Source organism: Azospirillum sp. TSO5 (assembly GCF_003116065.1).
Lineage (GTDB): Bacteria > Pseudomonadota > Alphaproteobacteria > Azospirillales > Azospirillaceae > Azospirillum.
The window spans coordinates 14055-30807 of sequence record NZ_LGQY01000006.1; the positions used below are offsets into that span (position 1 = coordinate 14055).

General features: G+C 66.0%; 15 protein-coding genes and 2 tRNA genes. 12 read left to right on the top strand and 5 right to left on the bottom strand.

What is annotated here, in order from left to right:
* Positions 1 to 15 precede the first annotated feature (15 nt).
* Positions 16 to 564 (bottom strand): Holliday junction resolvase RuvX, encoded by a 549-nt coding sequence (ruvX, locus tag TSO5_RS00845; RefSeq protein WP_109149836.1) that lies wholly within the window; start codon positions 562 to 564, stop codon positions 16 to 18.
* Positions 565 to 640: 76 nt separating this feature from the next.
* Here ruvX and TSO5_RS00850 point away from each other — a divergent pair, with 76 nt between their 5' ends.
* The 3 genes from TSO5_RS00850 to gatA all read left to right on the top strand — a co-directional run bounded on the left by TSO5_RS00850 (position 641) and on the right by gatA (position 3055).
* Positions 641 to 1183: a GNAT family N-acetyltransferase gene (locus TSO5_RS00850; protein WP_109149837.1), complete on the top strand. Its 543-nt coding sequence runs from the start codon at positions 641 to 643 to the stop codon at positions 1181 to 1183.
* 103 nt (positions 1184 to 1286) lie between these two features.
* Positions 1287 to 1574, top strand: a complete 288-nt coding sequence (gatC, locus tag TSO5_RS00855) for an Asp-tRNA(Asn)/Glu-tRNA(Gln) amidotransferase subunit GatC (protein ID WP_042691134.1) — start codon at positions 1287 to 1289, stop codon at positions 1572 to 1574.
* Positions 1574 to 3055, top strand: a complete 1482-nt coding sequence (gatA, locus tag TSO5_RS00860; RefSeq protein ID WP_109149838.1) for an Asp-tRNA(Asn)/Glu-tRNA(Gln) amidotransferase subunit GatA — start codon at positions 1574 to 1576, stop codon at positions 3053 to 3055. The genes gatC and gatA overlap by 1 nt, the downstream gene beginning before the upstream one ends.
* Positions 3056 to 3137: 82 nt before the next feature.
* Here gatA and TSO5_RS32515 read toward each other — a convergent pair whose 3' ends face one another.
* Together TSO5_RS32515 and TSO5_RS00865 are read right to left on the bottom strand one after the other, a co-directional pair.
* Positions 3138 to 3314, bottom strand: coding sequence for a hypothetical protein (locus tag TSO5_RS32515; protein WP_158282323.1), 177 nt, complete (start codon positions 3312 to 3314; stop codon positions 3138 to 3140).
* 76 nt (positions 3315 to 3390) lie between these two features.
* Positions 3391 to 3582, bottom strand: a complete 192-nt coding sequence (locus tag TSO5_RS00865) for a hypothetical protein (RefSeq protein WP_109073844.1) — start codon at positions 3580 to 3582, stop codon at positions 3391 to 3393.
* 178 nt (positions 3583 to 3760) lie between these two features.
* Here TSO5_RS00865 and TSO5_RS00870 point away from each other — a divergent pair, with 178 nt between their 5' ends.
* Positions 3761 to 4054 carry a hypothetical protein gene (locus TSO5_RS00870; protein WP_199230782.1) on the top strand — a complete coding sequence of 98 codons (294 nt, stop codon included), beginning with the start codon at positions 3761 to 3763 and terminating at the stop codon, positions 4052 to 4054.
* Between the two features lie 46 nt (positions 4055 to 4100).
* Here TSO5_RS00870 and glnA read toward each other — a convergent pair whose 3' ends face one another.
* Positions 4101 to 5510 (bottom strand): type I glutamate--ammonia ligase, encoded by a 1410-nt coding sequence (glnA, locus tag TSO5_RS00875; protein WP_109073834.1) that lies wholly within the window; start codon positions 5508 to 5510, stop codon positions 4101 to 4103.
* A 304-nt stretch (positions 5511 to 5814) separates the two neighbouring features.
* Positions 5815 to 6153: a P-II family nitrogen regulator gene (locus TSO5_RS00880; RefSeq protein WP_012974531.1), complete on the bottom strand. Its 339-nt coding sequence runs from the start codon at positions 6151 to 6153 to the stop codon at positions 5815 to 5817.
* A gap of 368 nt (positions 6154 to 6521) precedes the next feature.
* On the opposite strand from TSO5_RS00880, the gene TSO5_RS00885 reads away from it, so the two are divergent.
* The 8 genes from TSO5_RS00885 to lon all read left to right on the top strand — a co-directional run bounded on the left by TSO5_RS00885 (position 6522) and on the right by lon (position 16706).
* Positions 6522 to 6597 (top strand) — tRNA-His (locus TSO5_RS00885).
* Positions 6598 to 6798: 201 nt separating this feature from the next.
* Positions 6799 to 8262: an NAD(P)H-hydrate dehydratase gene (locus TSO5_RS00890; protein ID WP_109149840.1), complete on the top strand. Its 1464-nt coding sequence runs from the start codon at positions 6799 to 6801 to the stop codon at positions 8260 to 8262.
* A 103-nt stretch (positions 8263 to 8365) separates the two neighbouring features.
* On the top strand, positions 8366 to 9919 hold the full coding sequence (locus TSO5_RS00895; RefSeq protein ID WP_109149841.1) for a malonyl-CoA decarboxylase: 1554 nt from the start codon (positions 8366 to 8368) through the stop codon (positions 9917 to 9919).
* 137 nt (positions 9920 to 10056) lie between these two features.
* Positions 10057 to 10141 (top strand) — tRNA-Leu (locus tag TSO5_RS00900).
* Between the two features lie 91 nt (positions 10142 to 10232).
* Positions 10233 to 11564, top strand: coding sequence for a trigger factor (tig, locus tag TSO5_RS00905; RefSeq protein ID WP_109149842.1), 1332 nt, complete (start codon positions 10233 to 10235; stop codon positions 11562 to 11564).
* 112 nt (positions 11565 to 11676) lie between these two features.
* Entirely contained in the window at positions 11677 to 12303 is a 627-nt protein-coding gene (gene clpP / locus TSO5_RS00910; protein WP_109149843.1) for an ATP-dependent Clp endopeptidase proteolytic subunit ClpP, read from the top strand.
* A 269-nt stretch (positions 12304 to 12572) separates the two neighbouring features.
* The gene (gene clpX / locus TSO5_RS00915) at positions 12573 to 13835 is read left to right on the top strand and encodes an ATP-dependent Clp protease ATP-binding subunit ClpX (RefSeq protein WP_012974526.1); all 1263 of its coding nucleotides are present in this window, start codon (positions 12573 to 12575) and stop codon (positions 13833 to 13835) included.
* Positions 13836 to 14291: 456 nt separating this feature from the next.
* Complete coding sequence (lon, locus tag TSO5_RS00920; protein WP_109149844.1) at positions 14292 to 16706, top strand: endopeptidase La; 2415 nt, start codon at positions 14292 to 14294, stop codon at positions 16704 to 16706.
* Positions 16707 to 16753: the final 47 nt, after the last annotated feature.

Here is a 16753-nt window from a genome sequence, read left to right on the forward strand (position 1 = left end):
TGTCGGCGACCGGTTTCAGTCCCGGTCGTAATCGTCGTCCCGCTCTTCCTCAGCATCGTCTTCATCCGCTTCCGCGGCGAGGCGGCGCTGGTTGGCCAGCATGTCGAGCGCACCCTGCAGGATGTAGGCGGCGGCCATCTTGTCCACCACCTCGTCCCGGCGTTTGCGGGTCATGTCGGCCTCGCCGATCATGAAGCGCTCAACGGCCGAGGTGGACAGCCGCTCGTCCCAGAAGGCGATTTCGGCCTCCCAGCCCAGCAGGTCGGGACGCTCCAGCAGGTTCTTGGCGAAGGCGCGCACCGACTCGGCACGCGGCCCCTCCGTTCCGTCCATGTTCAGCGGCAGCCCGACCACCAGCCCGCCGATGCCGTAATCGCGGATTGTCTTGCCCAGCTCGCGCGCATCCTGGGTGAATTTGGTGCGCTTCAGCGTTCCGATGGGAGATGCGACGATCAGTCCCGGATCGGCAACCGCCAGCCCGACGGTCTTGGTGCCGACGTCAAGGCCAAGCAAACGTTGGTTTTTGCCCAGCCGGGCCGCGAGTTCGGAGAGGGTATGGATCATGATCCGACCATAAGGCCGCAGCCTTGTCACTGCAAGATCGCTTGAGTTGTTGTAAAAGATACTTATTCTTCTAAGTATGAGCAGCGCACTATCCCTTACCGCCTTGTCGCACCGGCCGCTCGCCGACGCCGACATCCCCACCATCTGCGGGTTCCCACGCAACGCGGAGGAGCTGTATTTCCTGTTCCCGCGCGCCGTCTGGCCGCTGACCCCGGATCAGGTCCGGGCGACGCTGGGCCTCCGCCGCGATCCGACCGTGGTCACATTGACCGAGGATGGGCGGGAACGCGTGGTCGGCTATGCCAACTATGCCACGTTCGAGGATGGCTGCACCGCCAGCATCGGCAATGTCAGCGTCGACCCGACCCTGCGCCGCCGCGGCATTGCCGAATATCTGGTGCGGACGATGATCGACCGCGCTTTCGATCACCATCACCTGCCCGAACTGACGCTTTATTGCTTCAACACCAACACGCCGGGCCTGCTGCTCTATGCCAAGCTCGGCATGACGCCGATCGCGCTGGAGACGCGGGTGACGCCCTGGGGCGAGCCGATCGCGCTGTTCAAACTGCGCATGGACCGCGCCAATTGGCAGTCGGCGACCCGCATCGCCGCATGATCCGGCGCCTTCTGAGCGTTGGAATGGCCGCAATCGTTGCGGTGCGCGTGCGCGGGTGATAGCTTCGCGGCCGATTTCCAATGTTTTGGAAGAGAGTAGAGGCATGTCGCTCGACAAGGCCACGGTGGCCAAGATCGCGCATCTGGCCCGCATCAAGGTGCCGGACGAGGAACTGGAATCCCTGGCTGGGGAACTGAGCCAGATTCTGACCTTCGTGGAACAGCTCAACGAGGTCGACACGAAGGACGTGCCGCCGATGACCAGTGTCGCCGCGCAGAAGCTGCGCCGCCGCAAGGACGAGGTCACCGACGGCGGTTACGCCGCGCAGGTCCTGTCGAACGGTCCGGAAACGGCCGAAGGCTTCTTTGTCGTGCCCAAGGTGGTCGAGTGATGACGGCGCTCACGCATCTGACGATGGCCGGGGCCCTGGATGGCCTCGCCAAGAAGGAGTTCACCGCGGTCGAACTGACCGAGGCGCACGTGCGCGCGGTCGAGGCCGTGCGTCCCTTCAACATCTTCATCACCGAGACCCCGGACGCCGCCCTGTCGATGGCCAAGGCCAGCGACGAGCGCCGCGCGAAGGGCTCGGCCGGGCCGATGGACGGCTTGCCCATCGCGGTGAAGGACCTGTTCTGCACCAAGGGCGTTTCGACGACCGCCGGCAGCCATATCCTGGACGGCTTCAAGCCGGAATATGAATCCACGGTCACTTCCCAGTTGTGGCGCGACGGCGCCGTCATGCTGGGCAAGGTGAACCTGGACGAATTCGCCATGGGCTCCGCCACCATCACCGCCCATCAGGGCGAGACGGTCAGCCCGTGGAGCCCCGGCGCGCCGGGTGCCTGGGAGAGGAAGATCGTCGCCGGCGGCTCGTCGGGCGGTTCGGCCGCGGTGATCGCCGCGCGTGCCGCGCTGGGCGCCACCGGGACCGATACCGGCGGCTCGATCCGCCAGCCGGCCGGCTACACCGGCACCGTCGGCATCAAGCCGACCTACGGCCGCTGCTCGCGCTGGGGCATCGTCGCCTACGCCTCCTCGCTGGATCAGGCCGGGCCGATGACCCGCACGGTCGAGGATGCGGCGATCATGCTGCGCTCCATGTGCGGTTTCGATCCGAAGGATTCGACCTCGGTCGACATGCCGGTGCCGGATTTCCGCGCCGCTCTGACCGGCGACATCCGCGGCCTGCGCGTCGGCATTCCGAAGGAATACCGGGTCGAGGGGCTGTCGGCCGAGATCGCCGCGCTGTGGGATCAGGGCATCGCCTGGCTGAAGGAGGCCGGCGCCGAGCCGGTCGAGGTCAGCCTGCCGCACACCAAATACGCGCTGGCCGCCTACTACATCATCGCGCCGGCCGAGGCGTCGTCCAACCTCGCGCGCTATGACGGCGTGCGCTACGGCCTGCGGGTCGAGGGCGGCAACCTCAAGGAGATGTACGAAAACACCCGCGGCGCCGGCTTCGGCAAGGAAGTGCAGCGCCGCATCCTGATCGGCACCTATGTGCTGTCGGCCGGCTATTACGACGCCTACTACAACAAGGCTCGTCAGGTGCGTACGCGCATCAAGTGGGACTTCGACGAGGCGTTCAAGAGCTGCGACGTCATCCTGACGCCGACCGCCCCCAGCACGCCCTTCGCCATCGGCGAGAAGATGGACGATCCGGTGCAGATGTACCTGAACGACGTCTTCACCGTTCCGATCAACCTCGCCGGCCTGCCGGCCATGTCGGTCCCGGCCGGCCTGGGTGCCGACGGCCTGCCGCTCGGCCTGCAGCTGATCGGCCGCCCCTTCGACGAGGAGACGCTGCTGCGCGTCGGCCATGTCGTCGAAAAGGCCGCCAACTTCACCGCCGTTCCGCCCTTCGTGGCGTGACGCGGGCGACGTGACAGCGAAAGGGCCGGCTCGCAGGAGCCGGCCCTTTTCGTTTGGAGTGTCGTTGGCCGACACCTGCCCATCATGCCCCGCCGATCCCCTGCACATAGCTTTCGCCGGTCTTCGGATCGATGTTCTCGCCCGTGCCCGGCGTGCCCGGCGGAGCTTCGTCCTTGTCGCTCATGGGCTCGACCGCCGGCTTCACCGGGATCGGCTTGGTCGCTGGGCGGTCGTTCTGGTGCGTCTTGTCTTCGGCCATGGCGGCTTTCTCCCTCTGTTGGCTCGGTTCCCCTCCACCAACAGGCCGTCCGCCGCTTCGTCACCCTGTGCGCCCGCTATTCGGCGGCCTCCAGCGCCACACGGGCCAGTTCCAACAACTTCTTGTCCACCTCTGCCTCATCATAGCCGGGGGTGTCGGCCAGCGAGTCGCGCAGGCGCATGGTGATGAACTCCCCGGTGTGGTGCTTCTCGTAAAGGCGGACATCGCCCAGCGCCTTGGCGACGCGGTGCAGCCTGTCGCGATCCATCTTGCCCTCCCGTCCTGGTCACCCATCTTGATCACTGCTGTGGCAACAGCCGGGCCGCCGCATCATTCCTGTGCGTTGAGTTCCCCTTGCGCCGTACTGCGCATGGATGCCGGAACAGGACGCGGCTCTCCGGCGTCCCTGTTTACAACTGCAATCACTGGCGACTGGGGGCTAAGGCATGGACCCGGGACACGATCAACGGCGCGAATTGCTCACCCGCGTCCGCCATGTCGTCGAGCATTACGAGCGCCACAGCACCGCCGGCCCCGCCATCATGCGCGGCGTGCGCTACGACCTTGCCGTGCGGGCGACCGACCTGAACGGCGACGGCTGCCTGTTCCCGGCCTGCAATTGCGCAAAGGCCGATTGCGCCGAGCGGGAGGGCTGTGCACCGACCGATGTCGGGGTCTGGATCGAACAGGCAAAAAAAGAAAACCGCCCCCGGCGCGAGCCAGGAGCGGCTATCGATTGATGCAAAGCCGGCCGCGGCGCCCGTTTCCGGACGCCGCGAGGCAACATCAGACCGAGTAGTACATTTTGTACTCGATCGGGTGCGGCATGGTCTCGAAGGCCATCATCTCTTCCGTGCGGAGGTCGATGTAGCCGTCGATCATGTCCTGCGAGAAGACATCGCCCTTGCGCAGGAACTCGTTGTCCTCGCGCAGAGAGTTCAGGGCTTCGCGCAGCGAGCCGCAGACGGTCGGGACCTTGGCCAGCTCTTCCGGCGGCAGGTCGTACAGGTTCTTGTCCATCGCGTCGCCCGGATGGATCTTGTTCTGGATGCCGTCCAGGCCGGCCATCAGCATGGCGGCGAAGGCCAGGTACGGGTTGGCCGACGGATCCGGGAAGCGGACTTCGACGCGCTTGCCCTTCGGCGAGGCGACGTACGGGATACGGCAGGAGGCCGAACGGTTGCGGGCCGAGTAGGCCAGCAGGACCGGAGCCTCATAGCCCGGGACCAGACGCTTGTAGCTGTTGGTCGACGGGTTGGTGAAGGCGTTCAGCGCCTTGGCGTGCTTGATGATGCCGCCGATGTAGTACAGAGCCAGCTCCGACAGGTCGGCATACTGGTTGCCGGCGAACAGCGGCTGGCCGTCCTTCCAGATCGACTGGTGGCAGTGCATGCCCGAACCGTTGTCGCCGAAGACCGGCTTCGGCATGAAGGTCGCCGTCTTGCCGTAGGCGTGGGCGACGTTGTGCACCACGTACTTGTAGTACTGCATGTTGTCGCCGGTGCGGACCAGCGTGTCGAACTTGATGCCCAACTCGTGCTGGGCGGCGGCCACCTCGTGGTGGTGCTTCTCGACCGGAACGCCCATCTCGGCCAGGACGCTCAGCATCTCGGCGCGCAGGTCGTTGCAGCTGTCGATCGGGGCGACCGGGAAGTACCCGCCCTTGGTGCCCGGACGGTGGCCCAGGTTGCCGTCCTCATAGTCCTTGTCGGACGAGTAGGTGCCCTCGTCCGAATCGAACTGGTAGGAGACCTTGTTCATCTCGACCGTGTACTTCACGTTGTCGAAGATGAAGAACTCGGCTTCCGGACCGAAGAAGACGGTGTCGCCGATGCCGGCCGAAGCGGTGTACTTCTCGGCGGCCTTGGCGATGCCGCGCGGGCAGCGGGCGTAGGAGCCGCCGGTGCCCGGATCATAGACGTCGCAGAGGATGTTCAGCGTCGGCTGGGCGGCGAACGGGTCCATGATGGCCGTCGTCGGGTCCAGCTTCAGGATCATGTCCGACTCTTCGATGCCCTTCCAGCCGGCGATCGAGGAACCGTCGAACATGATGCCGTCTTCGAACACGTCCTCGTCGATGGTCGAAACGTGCTGGGCCGTGTGGTGCAGCTTGCCGCGCGGGTCAGTGAAGCGCAGGTCCACGTACTTGACGTCGTGTTCCTTGATCAGGTCGAAGACCTTGCTGATGTCGGACATGTCTCTTTTTCCACGCTTTAAGAGGGTTGGATCCCGCTGCGTCAAGCCGCTGCCCAAGCCCCGTCGGGGTCTTGGCGGCGGAGGGCGGCGCTCGCGGCGGACGTTATCTCACGCCTTTCTTCCCCGCACAACGCGCCAACCCAAAAAGTCGCACGTTCGCCATAGGCGGCCATCGGCCGTTCGGCGAGGTGTGCGGCCGGGGCCGGCAGGAGGTGATGGGGAAAGCGGCGCATGTTGGCGGATGCTGGTCGGGAGGGTGCCGGTCGGAAGGGAGGAGCCGGTGGACGATGCTATCCGGGCGCGATCAGATCGCGTCGGCGCCCTTCTCCCCGGTGCGGATGCGGACCACCTCCTCCACGGGCGTGACGAAGATCTTGCCGTCGCCGATGCGGCCGGTATGGGCGGCCTGCTGGATCGCCTCGATCGCCCGTTCCACCAGGGAATCCTCCATCACCACCTCGATCTTCACCTTCGGCAGGAAGTCCACGACGTATTCCGCGCCGCGGTAAAGCTCCGTGTGGCCCTTTTGGCGGCCGAAGCCCTTGGCTTCGGTGACGGTGATCCCCTTGATCCCGACTTCGTGAAGGGCTTCCTTCACCTCGTCGAGCTTGAACGGCTTGATGATGGCTTCGATCTTCTTCATGGGTCTCTCGTGTACGAGGTGCCAACGTCGGCAGGCACCGTCCACGGCACTGCCGACAGCGACGACGATAAGCATGGAGCGTGCCACATTCGGCCGGTCCGATCCGGCGGCATCGATGCTGGTCATAAGACGGACGGGTGCCGTCCAATGGGGCAGGGTGCTGCCAAAGGATTCAGCGGAGTGAACAATATTTGTGCAACTGGTGCAAGCGCTCCGCGGCGCCGGGCGTGTCACGGCCTTTTCGGCCGGGCGAAAGGGGTGCCGTTCCGCCCCGAAAGAAGTTTTTTCACTTTTCGTGAAAAAGGCGCTTGACCGGCCAGCCGCGGTGGAGCATAACGCGGCTCCCGACGGCGGAAACGCTGACGGCGGCGGTGGTAGCTCAGTTGGTAGAGCTCTCGGTTGTGGTCCGAGCGGTCGTGGGTTCGAGTCCCATCCATCGCCCCATCTTCTTCTTCGCGTCTTGGAAAATTTCGGTTTTATAAACGTCCGCACGGCTGGCCCGCCGTTTCGCGGACGTTTATGCTTGTCCGCATCATTTGTTCCCGGTGAAGACACTGCCTACGGGTAGAGCAGGCGTGCGAATGTTCGCCCGCACAAGGAACGGCAAGGCAAGCCGGGGTCGGCCAAGGTTGGGGAGAGTGGGGGATGGATGAGCTTCTGTCCGTCGCGGAGATGTATCGGGCCGACCAGCTGGCCATCGCCGCCGGGGTGTCCGGTCCGGCCCTGATGGAGGCCGCCGGCGCCGCTGTGGTCCGTGCCGTGTGCGAGCGCTGGGCGCCGCACCCGACCGCCGTGTTCTGCGGCCCCGGCAACAATGGCGGCGACGGCTTCGTCATCGCCCGGCTTCTGCTGGAGGCCGGCTGGCCGGTGCGGCTGGCGCTGCTCGGCACGCGCTCGGCCCTGACCGGCGATGCGGCGGTGGCGGCGGAGCGCTGGCCCGGCCCGATCGAAGCGGCCGATCCCTACATCCTCAAGGGCAATCCCCTGGTCATCGACGCGCTGTTCGGCGCCGGCCTGTCCCGGCCGCTCGATGGCCTCGCCCGCGCCATCGTCGAAGCGATGGAGGGTCGCACGGTCGTCGCCGTGGACGTGCCGAGCGGCCTGCACGGCGACAGCGGCCGGGTGCTGGGAGCCGCTCCGCAAGCGGCGCTGACCGTCACCTTCTTCCGCCGCAAGCCGGGCCATGTGCTGCTGCCCGGCCGCACCCTGTGCGGCGAGGTGGTGGTCGCCGATATCGGCATCCCGGAGCGTGTTCTGGACAGCATCGCCCCGCAGACCGCGGTGAACGAGCCTTCGCTGTGGCACCACCGTTTCCCTTGGCCGGCGCTGGACGGCCACAAATATGCGCGCGGCCATGCCGTGGTGCTGGGCGGCGCGCGGATGACCGGCGCGGCGCGCCTGGCCTCTGTCGCGGCGCTGCGGGCCGGGGCGGGGCTGGTCACCATCGCCTGCCCGCCGGAAGCGTTCCCCATCTATGCCGCCGGCTGCGCCAGCGTGATCGTCGATCCGCTGGAGGATGCCGGCGCCTTCGCCCGGCTGCTGCAGGACCCGCGCAAGAACGCCGTGCTGATCGGTCCGGGGGCAGGCAGGGGGGCGCAGACCCGTGCCGCCGTGACGGCCGCGCTGGACGCCCGGCGAGCCTGTGTTTTGGATGCCGACGCGCTGACCAGCTTCGCCGAGTCGGCCGACGAACTGCTCGACCGGCTCGACAAGCGTTGCGTCCTCACCCCGCATGAGGGGGAGTTCGCCCGGCTGTTCGGTGATTCGGTCGGCATGGACGGCGACAAGCTGTCGCGGGTGCGGGCGGCCGCCGCGCGGTCCGGTGCGGTCGTCGTCCTCAAGGGGGCGGACACCGTGGTCGCGGCGCCCGACGGGCGTGCCGTCGTCAACGTCAACGCGCCGCCCGATCTGGCGACCGCCGGCACCGGCGACGTGCTGGCCGGCATCGTTCTGGGCCTGCTGGCGCAGGGAATGGACGGGTTCGAGGCTGCGTGCACCGCCGTCTGGCTGCATGGCGAGGCGGGGCGCGCGCTCGGCCCCGGCCTGATCTCCGACGATCTGGCGGGTGCGCTGCCCGGTGTGCTGAAGGCGCTGAAGGCGCAGGGTTGAGGTCTGCCAGGACCGGCCCATAAGTCGACGTCTGCGGTACCCCTGACGACGGCGTTCGCGCGCCCTCTTGCGGCGGCGCTCCGGGCGGGCCAGACTCCGGGGCATGAGCGACGCACCCGACACCACCACTCTGGAGCCTGTGCCGCCATCTCCGGCCGCGCAGCCCAATTTCTTCGACCGCGCGCTGGACAACCTGCGCACCCGCTGGCGCGAGATCGCGGCATCGGCCCGCGGCGCCGTCGGCGCGCCGCCGCGCACCCATCTGCCGAAGGAGGACGCCGAGCGCCTCAAGGAGCAGATCGAGGCCTGCCTGGAATCGCGGGGCGGCGAGGTTTCGGCCCGCGCCCGCGCTGCCCAGCTCGGTCGCACCTATCTGGCGCTGGACCCCCAGGGTCGGCGCAACTTCCTAGTAATGCTCGCGCGCGACTTCGACGTCGACCGCGATGCGGTGATGGACGCGATGGCGACATTCCAGGCCGCCGCCGACCCGGTGGCCCGCGGCCATGCCGAACGGGCGTTGCGCCGGGCGCTGGAACCGCCGCGCCTGCGCCTGCTCACCCAGTTCAACGCTCTGCCGGAAGGCGTCAAGTTCCTGGTCGACCTGCGCGCAGAGCTGATGGAGATGGCGCGCGGCGAACCGCTGCTGCAGGCGCTGGAGGACGATCTCAAGAACCTGCTGCGGGCGTGGTTCGACGTCGGTTTCCTGGAGATGCACCGCATCACCTGGGACAGCCCGGCCTCGCTGCTGGAAAAGCTCATCAAGTACGAGGCGGTGCACGAGATCAGCGGCTGGCAGGACCTGAAGGACCGGCTCGATTCGGATCGCCGCTGCTTCGCCTTCTTCCACCCGCGCATGCCGCACGAGCCGCTGATCTTCGTCGAGGTCGCGCTGGTCCAGGGCATGTCGGACAATGTGCAGGCCCTGCTCGACCCCACCGCCCCGGTCTGCGACCCCAAGAGCGCCGACAGCGCCATCTTCTATTCGATCTCCAACGCGCAGGTCGGGCTGGCCGGCATCAGCTTCGGCAATTTCCTGATCAAGCGGGTGGTCGATGGGCTGGCGACCGAGTTCCCCAACATCAAGTGCTACGCCACCCTCTCGCCGATCCCCGGTTTCCGCCGCTGGTTCGACCGGTTGTTGGACCGCGATGGCGATGCCCTGCTGACCAACACGGAGGCCGAACGCATCGCCGAACGGCTGGCCGAGTTGGAGCAGGCCGACGACGGCGAGGCGACCACCGAAGGCGGCGTCGGCACCGACGAATCGCCGCTGCTCGCCCGCGCTCTTTCCCGTCCCGGCTGGGCGGACGATGAAGAGCTGCAGAAGCACCTGCGCGGCCCGCTGATGCGGATGTGCGTCCATTACCTGTCCAGTGTGCAGGAGGCGAAGGGCAATGGCCGCCCCCGCGCGCTCGACCCGGTGGCGCATTTCCACCTGACCAACGGCGCCCGGATGGAGCGGCTGAACTGGCTGGCCGACCGCTCGGCCAAGGGGCTGAAGCAGTCGTTGGGAATGATGATCAACTACCGCTACCGGCTGGGCGAGATCGACGCCAATCACGAGGCCTACACCGGTGAGGGACGCATCATCACCTCGTCCGCGGTGCGGTCCCTCGACAAGGCGGGGAGCAAGACGGCGGGGAAGGCCGGCGGCTGACGCGAACAGAGCGGGCCTCACTCTCTTGCGTGGGGCCATTTTGCCTGTTTGCTTCCGGCGCGCTGTGCTATAGACCGGACTTCGCCGGCGGTCCGGCGGGTGTTTCGGCACCCGTCGCGGCTGCCTTTGCCATGAACGCGGGCGTGGCGGAATTGGTAGACGCGCTGGATTTAGGTTCCAGTGACTTCGGTCGTATGGGTTCAAGTCCCTTCGCCCGCACCATGGCAACACCTTGGACCGCATGGACAACACGGATTCGGGCCGCCCGGACGGGCGCCGCCGGGCCGGAACAACGAGATAGGCTTTCGTTCCGATGAACATCACCGAGACCAGCACCGACGGCCTCAAGCGCGAATTTCAGGTCGTCATTTCCGCCAAGGACATCGAAGAGAAGGTGAACGGCAAGCTGGAAGAGCTGCGCCGCACGGTCCAGCTGCCGGGCTTCCGTCCGGGCAAGGTGCCGGTCACCGTGATCAAGCAGCGCTATTTCGGCGGCGTGCTGTCCGAGGTGCTGGAGGACGCCATCTCCGACAGCTCGCGCCAGGCGCTGAGCGAGCGCGGCCTGCGCGTCGCCCTGCAGCCGAAGATCGAAGTCGAGAAGTACGAGGACGGCGGCGACCTCACCTACAAGATGGCGGTCGAGCTGCTGCCGGACGTCGAGCCGGGCGACTTCTCGGGCATCGAGCTGGAGAAGCCGGTCGCCGAGGTCACCGACGAGTCGGTGGAAGAGGCGCTGACCCGTCTGGCCTCGGCCCACTCGACCCAGGCCCCGGTCACCGAGGACCGCGCCGCCGAGACCGGCGACATCGCCGTGATCGACTTTGCGGGTTCCGTCGACGGCGAGGCCCTGCCGGGCATGGACGGCAAGGACTACCCGCTGGAGCTGGGCGCCGGCCGCTTCGTGCCGGGCTTCGAGGAGCAGCTGGTCGGCGCCAAGGTCGGCGAGCACCGCACCGTCAACGTCACCTTCCCGGAAGACTACCCGCATGAGCGCCTGAAGGGCGCCGCGACGGTCTTCGAGGTCGACGTGAAGGAGCTGCGCAAGAACGTCCCGGCCGAGGTTAATGACGAACTCGCCAAGGAGTTCGGCATGGAGAGCCTGGAGAAGATGCGCGAAGCGATCCGCGATCGCATCAAGGGCGAGTATGACGGCCTGTCGCGCCTGCGCGTGAAGCGTCAGCTGCTCGACAAGCTGGCGGAGGCCCATTCCTTCGAGGTGCCGGCCGGCATGGTCGACATCGAGTTCGAGGGCATCTGGGCCCGCCTGCAGGAAGAGCTGAAGAACGGCACCGCCGGCGAGGACGCCAACAAGTCCGAGGACGACCTGAAGGCCGAGTACCGCTCGATCGCCGAGCGCCGCGTCCGCCTGGGTCTGCTGCTGTCGGAAGTCGGCCGCCGCAACAACATCCAGGTCACCCAGGACGAGGTCAACCGCGCCCTGATCAACGAAGCCCGCCGCTTCCCCGGTCAGGAGCGTCAGGTGTTCGAGTTCTTCAAGCAGAACCAGCAGGCGCTCGAGAACCTCCGCGCCCCGATCTTCGAGGACAAGGTCGTCGATCACATCCTGGATCAGGCCAAGGTGACCGAGAAGACCGTCAGCGTCGAAGAGCTGAGCAAGGACGAGGACGAGTCCGAAGCGGCCTAACTCCCCGAAAGGAGTGGGGGCGGACTACCATCCGCCCCCAAAGGTTCCTATATGTGGTTCCGTGCCGGCAACGATCACCGGTTCAGCCAACTGCGGGGGCAGGGAAGAACACATGTACGACTTCGAGCCGAAGATGAATGCTCTGGTCCCGATGGTCATCGAACAGACCAACCGGGGCGAGCGCGCGTACGACATCTATTCGCGCCTGCTGAAGGAGCGGATCATCTTCCTGATCGGCGGAGTGAACGACGCCGTCGCCAGCCTGATCTGCTCGCAGCTGCTGTTCCTTGAGTCGGAGAACCCGAACAAGGACATCGCGCTCTACATCAATTCGCCGGGCGGCTACGTCTCGGCCGGCCTCGCCATCTACGACACCATGCAGTACATCCGTCCGCAGGTGTCGACGGTGTGCATGGGGCAGGCGGCCTCGATGGGTTCGCTGCTGCTGGCCGCCGGCGCGCCGGGCAAGCGTTTCTCGCTGCCCAACAGCCGCATTATGATCCATCAGCCGTCGGGCGGCGCCCAGGGCCAGGCCTCGGACATCGAAATCCAGGCCCAGGAAATCCTGAAGCTGCGCTCGCGCCTGAACGACATCTACGCCAAGCACACCGGGCAGGATCTCGACACCATCGAGTCCGCCATGGAGCGCGACAAGTTCATGTCGCCGGAAGAGGCGAAGGCCTTCGGTCTGATCGACGAGGTGGTGGAGAAGCGTCCGGGCGTCGATCACCATTCGTAACCCACGCTTCTAGGGCCCTCCCAACAAAGGGTTGATCGGGTCGTGACGCTGATGTTGAATGGCAGTGACACGATCCGGTCATAGGGGCCAGTCATAGGGGAAGCCCCTTGTGGCATGTCCGGTATGCGGATTGTAATGCGTCGCTAAACCGGCGCGTGACCTTGTCGCGGACGTCGTCCGCGATAACCTGAGTAGGACCGGCGTCGGGGGGCGCCGCGAACGGGCATGGTCCTAGGGGTCCACGCCTCCCGCGAGATGACGGAGTACCGATGAGCAAGTCCAGCAGCGGCGATTCGAAGAATACGCTCTACTGCTCCTTCTGCGGCAAGAGCCAGCACGAGGTCCGCAAGCTGATTGCCGGTCCGACGGTGTTCATCTGCGATGAATGCGTCGAACTGTGCATGGACATCATTCGCGAGGAGAACAAGACGACCCTCGTGAAGTCCCGCGACGGGGTCCCGACTCCGCGCGACATTCATGCGGTGCTCGACGATTACGTCATCGGACAGTCTTACGCCAAGCGCGTGCTGTCGGTGGCGGTCCACAATCATTATAAGCGCCTCGCCCACGGGACGAAGCACAACGACGTCGAACTGGCGAAGTCGAACATCCTGCTGATCGGCCCGACCGGCTGCGGCAAGACGCTGCTGGCCCAGACGCTGGCCCGCATCATCGACGTTCCCTTCACCATGGCCGACGCTACGACGCTGACCGAAGCCGGTTATGTCGGCGAGGATGTCGAGAACATCATCCTCAAGCTGCTCCAGGCCGCCGACTACAATGTCGAGCGGGCGCAGCGCGGCATCGTCTACATCGACGAGGTCGACAAGATCAGCCGCAAGTCCGACAACCCGTCGATCACCCGCGACGTGTCGGGCGAGGGCGTGCAGCAGGCCCTGCTGAAGATCATGGAAGGCACCGTCGCCTCCGTGCCGCCGCAGGGCGGGCGCAAGCATCCCCAGCAGGAATTCCTGCAGGTCGACACCAGCAACATCCTGTTCATCTGCGGCGGCGCCTTCGCCGGCCTGGACAAGATCATCGCCCAGCGCGGCAAGGGCACCAGCATCGGCTTCGGCGCCGATGTCCGCTCCGCCGACGAGCGCGCCACCGGCGAGATCCTGCACGAGGTCGAGCCCGAGGATCTGCTGAAGTTCGGCCTGATCCCCGAGTTCATCGGCCGTCTGCCGGTGCTCGCCACCCTGTCCGATCTGGACGAGGCGGCGCTGGTCGAGATCCTGAGCAAGCCGAAGAACGCCCTGGTCAAGCAGTACCAGCGTCTGTTCGAGATGGAGGACGTCCATCTGGAGTTCTCCGAGGACGCCATGCGCGCCATCGCCCACAAGGCCATCGCCCGCAAGACCGGTGCCCGCGGTCTGCGGTCGATCATGGAAGCCATCCTGCTCGACCCGATGTTCGACCTGCCGGGCCTCACCGGCATCGAGAGCATCCTGGTCAACAAGGAAGTGGTCGAAGGGCGCGCCAAGCCGCTCTACGTCCACGCCGAACGGCGCAGCGAAGCGCCGGGCGCGTGATCGGACGAGAAGCCGTCGCACTCTTTGTGACGGGACGACGAGAGGGGCGCTTCGGCGCCCCTTTTTCTTTTTCGGCGCATTTCCAATGCGGTCGACGCATGGCACCCGGACTGGTCATTCCGAATCGTCGCCCCTCCAGTGCCTTTGGAGCGGATCGTCTGCGGCTGACAGGGTGAATGACGCCGCAAAGCTTCCGTTTGGGAGGTCGAAGGGGCGTAAAACCGGCTCGAACCGCCTGTTAAGTCGTGCGAAAGGGGAGCAAAGGCGGTCTTGGCCGGCCAAACGGCCGTTTCACCTTGCGGAAACGGCGGGAAGACGGTCGCAGCCCCTTGAAGGGCGCATGGCCGTGTGCCACGTTAGTCCGGTGCCGTAGGCGATCCCCGCGCTCAACCCGAGGCGGGGGCTGTGTCAGGCCCATTCCGGGCTGGCGGCGATCCATTCATTGAGGCCCTGCCCATGATCGAACTCTCCCGTGGTGCCCTCTACCCGGTCCTGCCGCTGCGCGACATCGTGGTCTTCCCCCACATGATCGTGCCGCTGTTCGTCGGGCGCGAGAAGTCCGTGCGCGCGCTGGAAGACGTGATGAAGGATGACAAGCAGATCCTGCTCGTCACCCAGAAGAACGCCGCGCAGGACGATCCGACTCCGGCCGACATCTACAGCGTCGGCACCGTCGGCACCGTGTTGCAGCTGCTCAAGCTGCCGGACGGGACCGTCAAGGTGCTGGTGGAAGGTGGCCAGCGCGCCGCCATCACCAAGTTCGCCGACAATGAGGAGTTCTTCCAGGCCCAGGCCGAACTGGTCGAGGAAAAGACCGGCGAGAACCAGGAGCTCGAAGCCCTGAGCCGCGCCGTCGTCTCCCAGTTCGAGCAGTACATCAAGCTGAACAAGAAGATCCCGCCGGAGGTGCTGGTCTCGATCAACCAGATCGAGGAAGCCGGCAAGCTGGCCGATACCGTCGCCTCGCATCTGGCGCTGAAGATTCCGGAAAAGCAGCAGCTGCTGGAATGCGCCACCGTGTCTGAGCGCCTGGAGCGGGTTTATGCCTTCATGGAAGGCGAGATCGGCGTGCTACAGGTGGAAAAGCGCATCCGCAACCGCGTCAAGCGGCAGATGGAGAAGACCCAGCGCGAGTACTATCTGAACGAGCAGCTGAAGGCGATCCAGAAGGAACTCGGCGAGACCGAGGACGGCCGCGACGAATCGGCGGAGCTGGAAGAGAAGATCAACAAGACCCGCTTCTCCAAGGAAGCCCGCGAGAAGGCTCTGGCCGAGCTGAAGAAGCTGCGGTCGATGAGCCCGATGTCCGCGGAAGCCACCGTGGTCCGCAACTACCTGGATTGGATGCTGTCCATTCCGTGGAAGAAGCGCACCAAGGTGAAGCGCGACCTGAAGCTGGCCCAGAAGGTGCTGGACGACGATCATTACGGTCTGGAGAAGGTCAAGGAACGCATCCTCGAGTATCTCGCCGTCCAGAACCGCATGAACAAGGTCAAGGGGCCGATCCTCTGCCTCGTCGGCCCGCCCGGTGTCGGCAAGACCTCGCTCGGCAAGTCGATCGGCAAGGCGACCGGCCGCAACTTCGTCCGCATGTCGCTCGGCGGCGTCCGTGACGAGGCCGAGGTGCGCGGTCACCGCCGCACCTACATCGGCTCGATGCCCGGCAAGGTCATCCAGGGCATGAAGAAGGCCAAGTCCTCCAACCCGCTCTTCCTGCTGGACGAGATCGACAAGCTCGGCGCCGACTGGCGCGGCGACCCGTCGTCCGCCCTGCTGGAGGTTCTGGATCCGGAGCAGAACGGTACCTTCAACGATCATTACCTGGAGGTCGACTACGACCTGTCCGACGTGATGTTCGTCTGCACGGCCAACACGATGCGCATGCCGCAGCCGCTGCTGGACCGCATGGAGATCATCCGCGTCGCCGGCTATACCGAGGACGAGAAGGTCGAGATCTCCAAGCGCCACCTGATCGAGAAGCAGATCGAGGCGAACGGCCTGAAGAAGGGCGAGTTCACCATCTCCGACGACGCGCTGCGCGATCTGGTCCGCTACTACACGCGGGAGGCCGGTGTCCGCTCGCTGGAGCGCGAGATCGCCAACCTGTGCCGCAAGGCGGTCAAGGAGATCCTGCTGAAGAGCGGCGGCAACGCCAAGGTCGCGGTTACCCGCCGCAACCTTGACAAGTATGCCGGCGTCCGCCGCTTCCATTACGGCGAGGCGGAACTGGAGGATCTGGTGGGCGTCACCACCGGTCTGGCCTGGACCGAGGTCGGCGGCGAACTGCTGTCGATCGAGGCCGTCGGCCTGCCCGGCAAGGGCCGCGTCACCACCACCGGCAAGCTGGGCGACGTGATGAAGGAATCGGTCCAGGCGGCCGAGAGCTACGTCAAGTCGCGCGCCGTCGCCTTCGGCATCAAGCCGACGCTGTTCGAGAAGAAGGACATCCACGTCCACGTTCCCGAAGGCGCCACGCCGAAGGACGGCCCGTCGGCCGGTGTCGCCATGGCCACCTCCATCGTCTCGGTGCTGACCGGCATTCCGGTCCGCAAGGACGTGGCGATGACCGGCGAGATCACGCTGCGTGGCCGGGTCCTGCCCATCGGCGGCCTGAAGGAGAAGCTGCTGGCCGCTCTGCGTGGCGGCATCAAGCATGTGCTGATCCCGAAGGACAATGAGAAGGACCTGGCGGACATCCCGGACAACGTGAAGCGCGGGCTGGAGATCTTGCCCGTCGGCACGGTGGACGAGGTGCTGCGCAACGCGCTGGTCCGTCCGCTGGAGCCCATCGAGTGGACCGAGCCGGAGGTCGATCCGGCCGCGGCGAAAGCCCAGGAGAAGGGTGCCGACGGCGAGGTCCTGCGTCACTGATCCGGGGCCAGAACGGCCATGATCTGATCATAGCCGTCGCCGGGCAG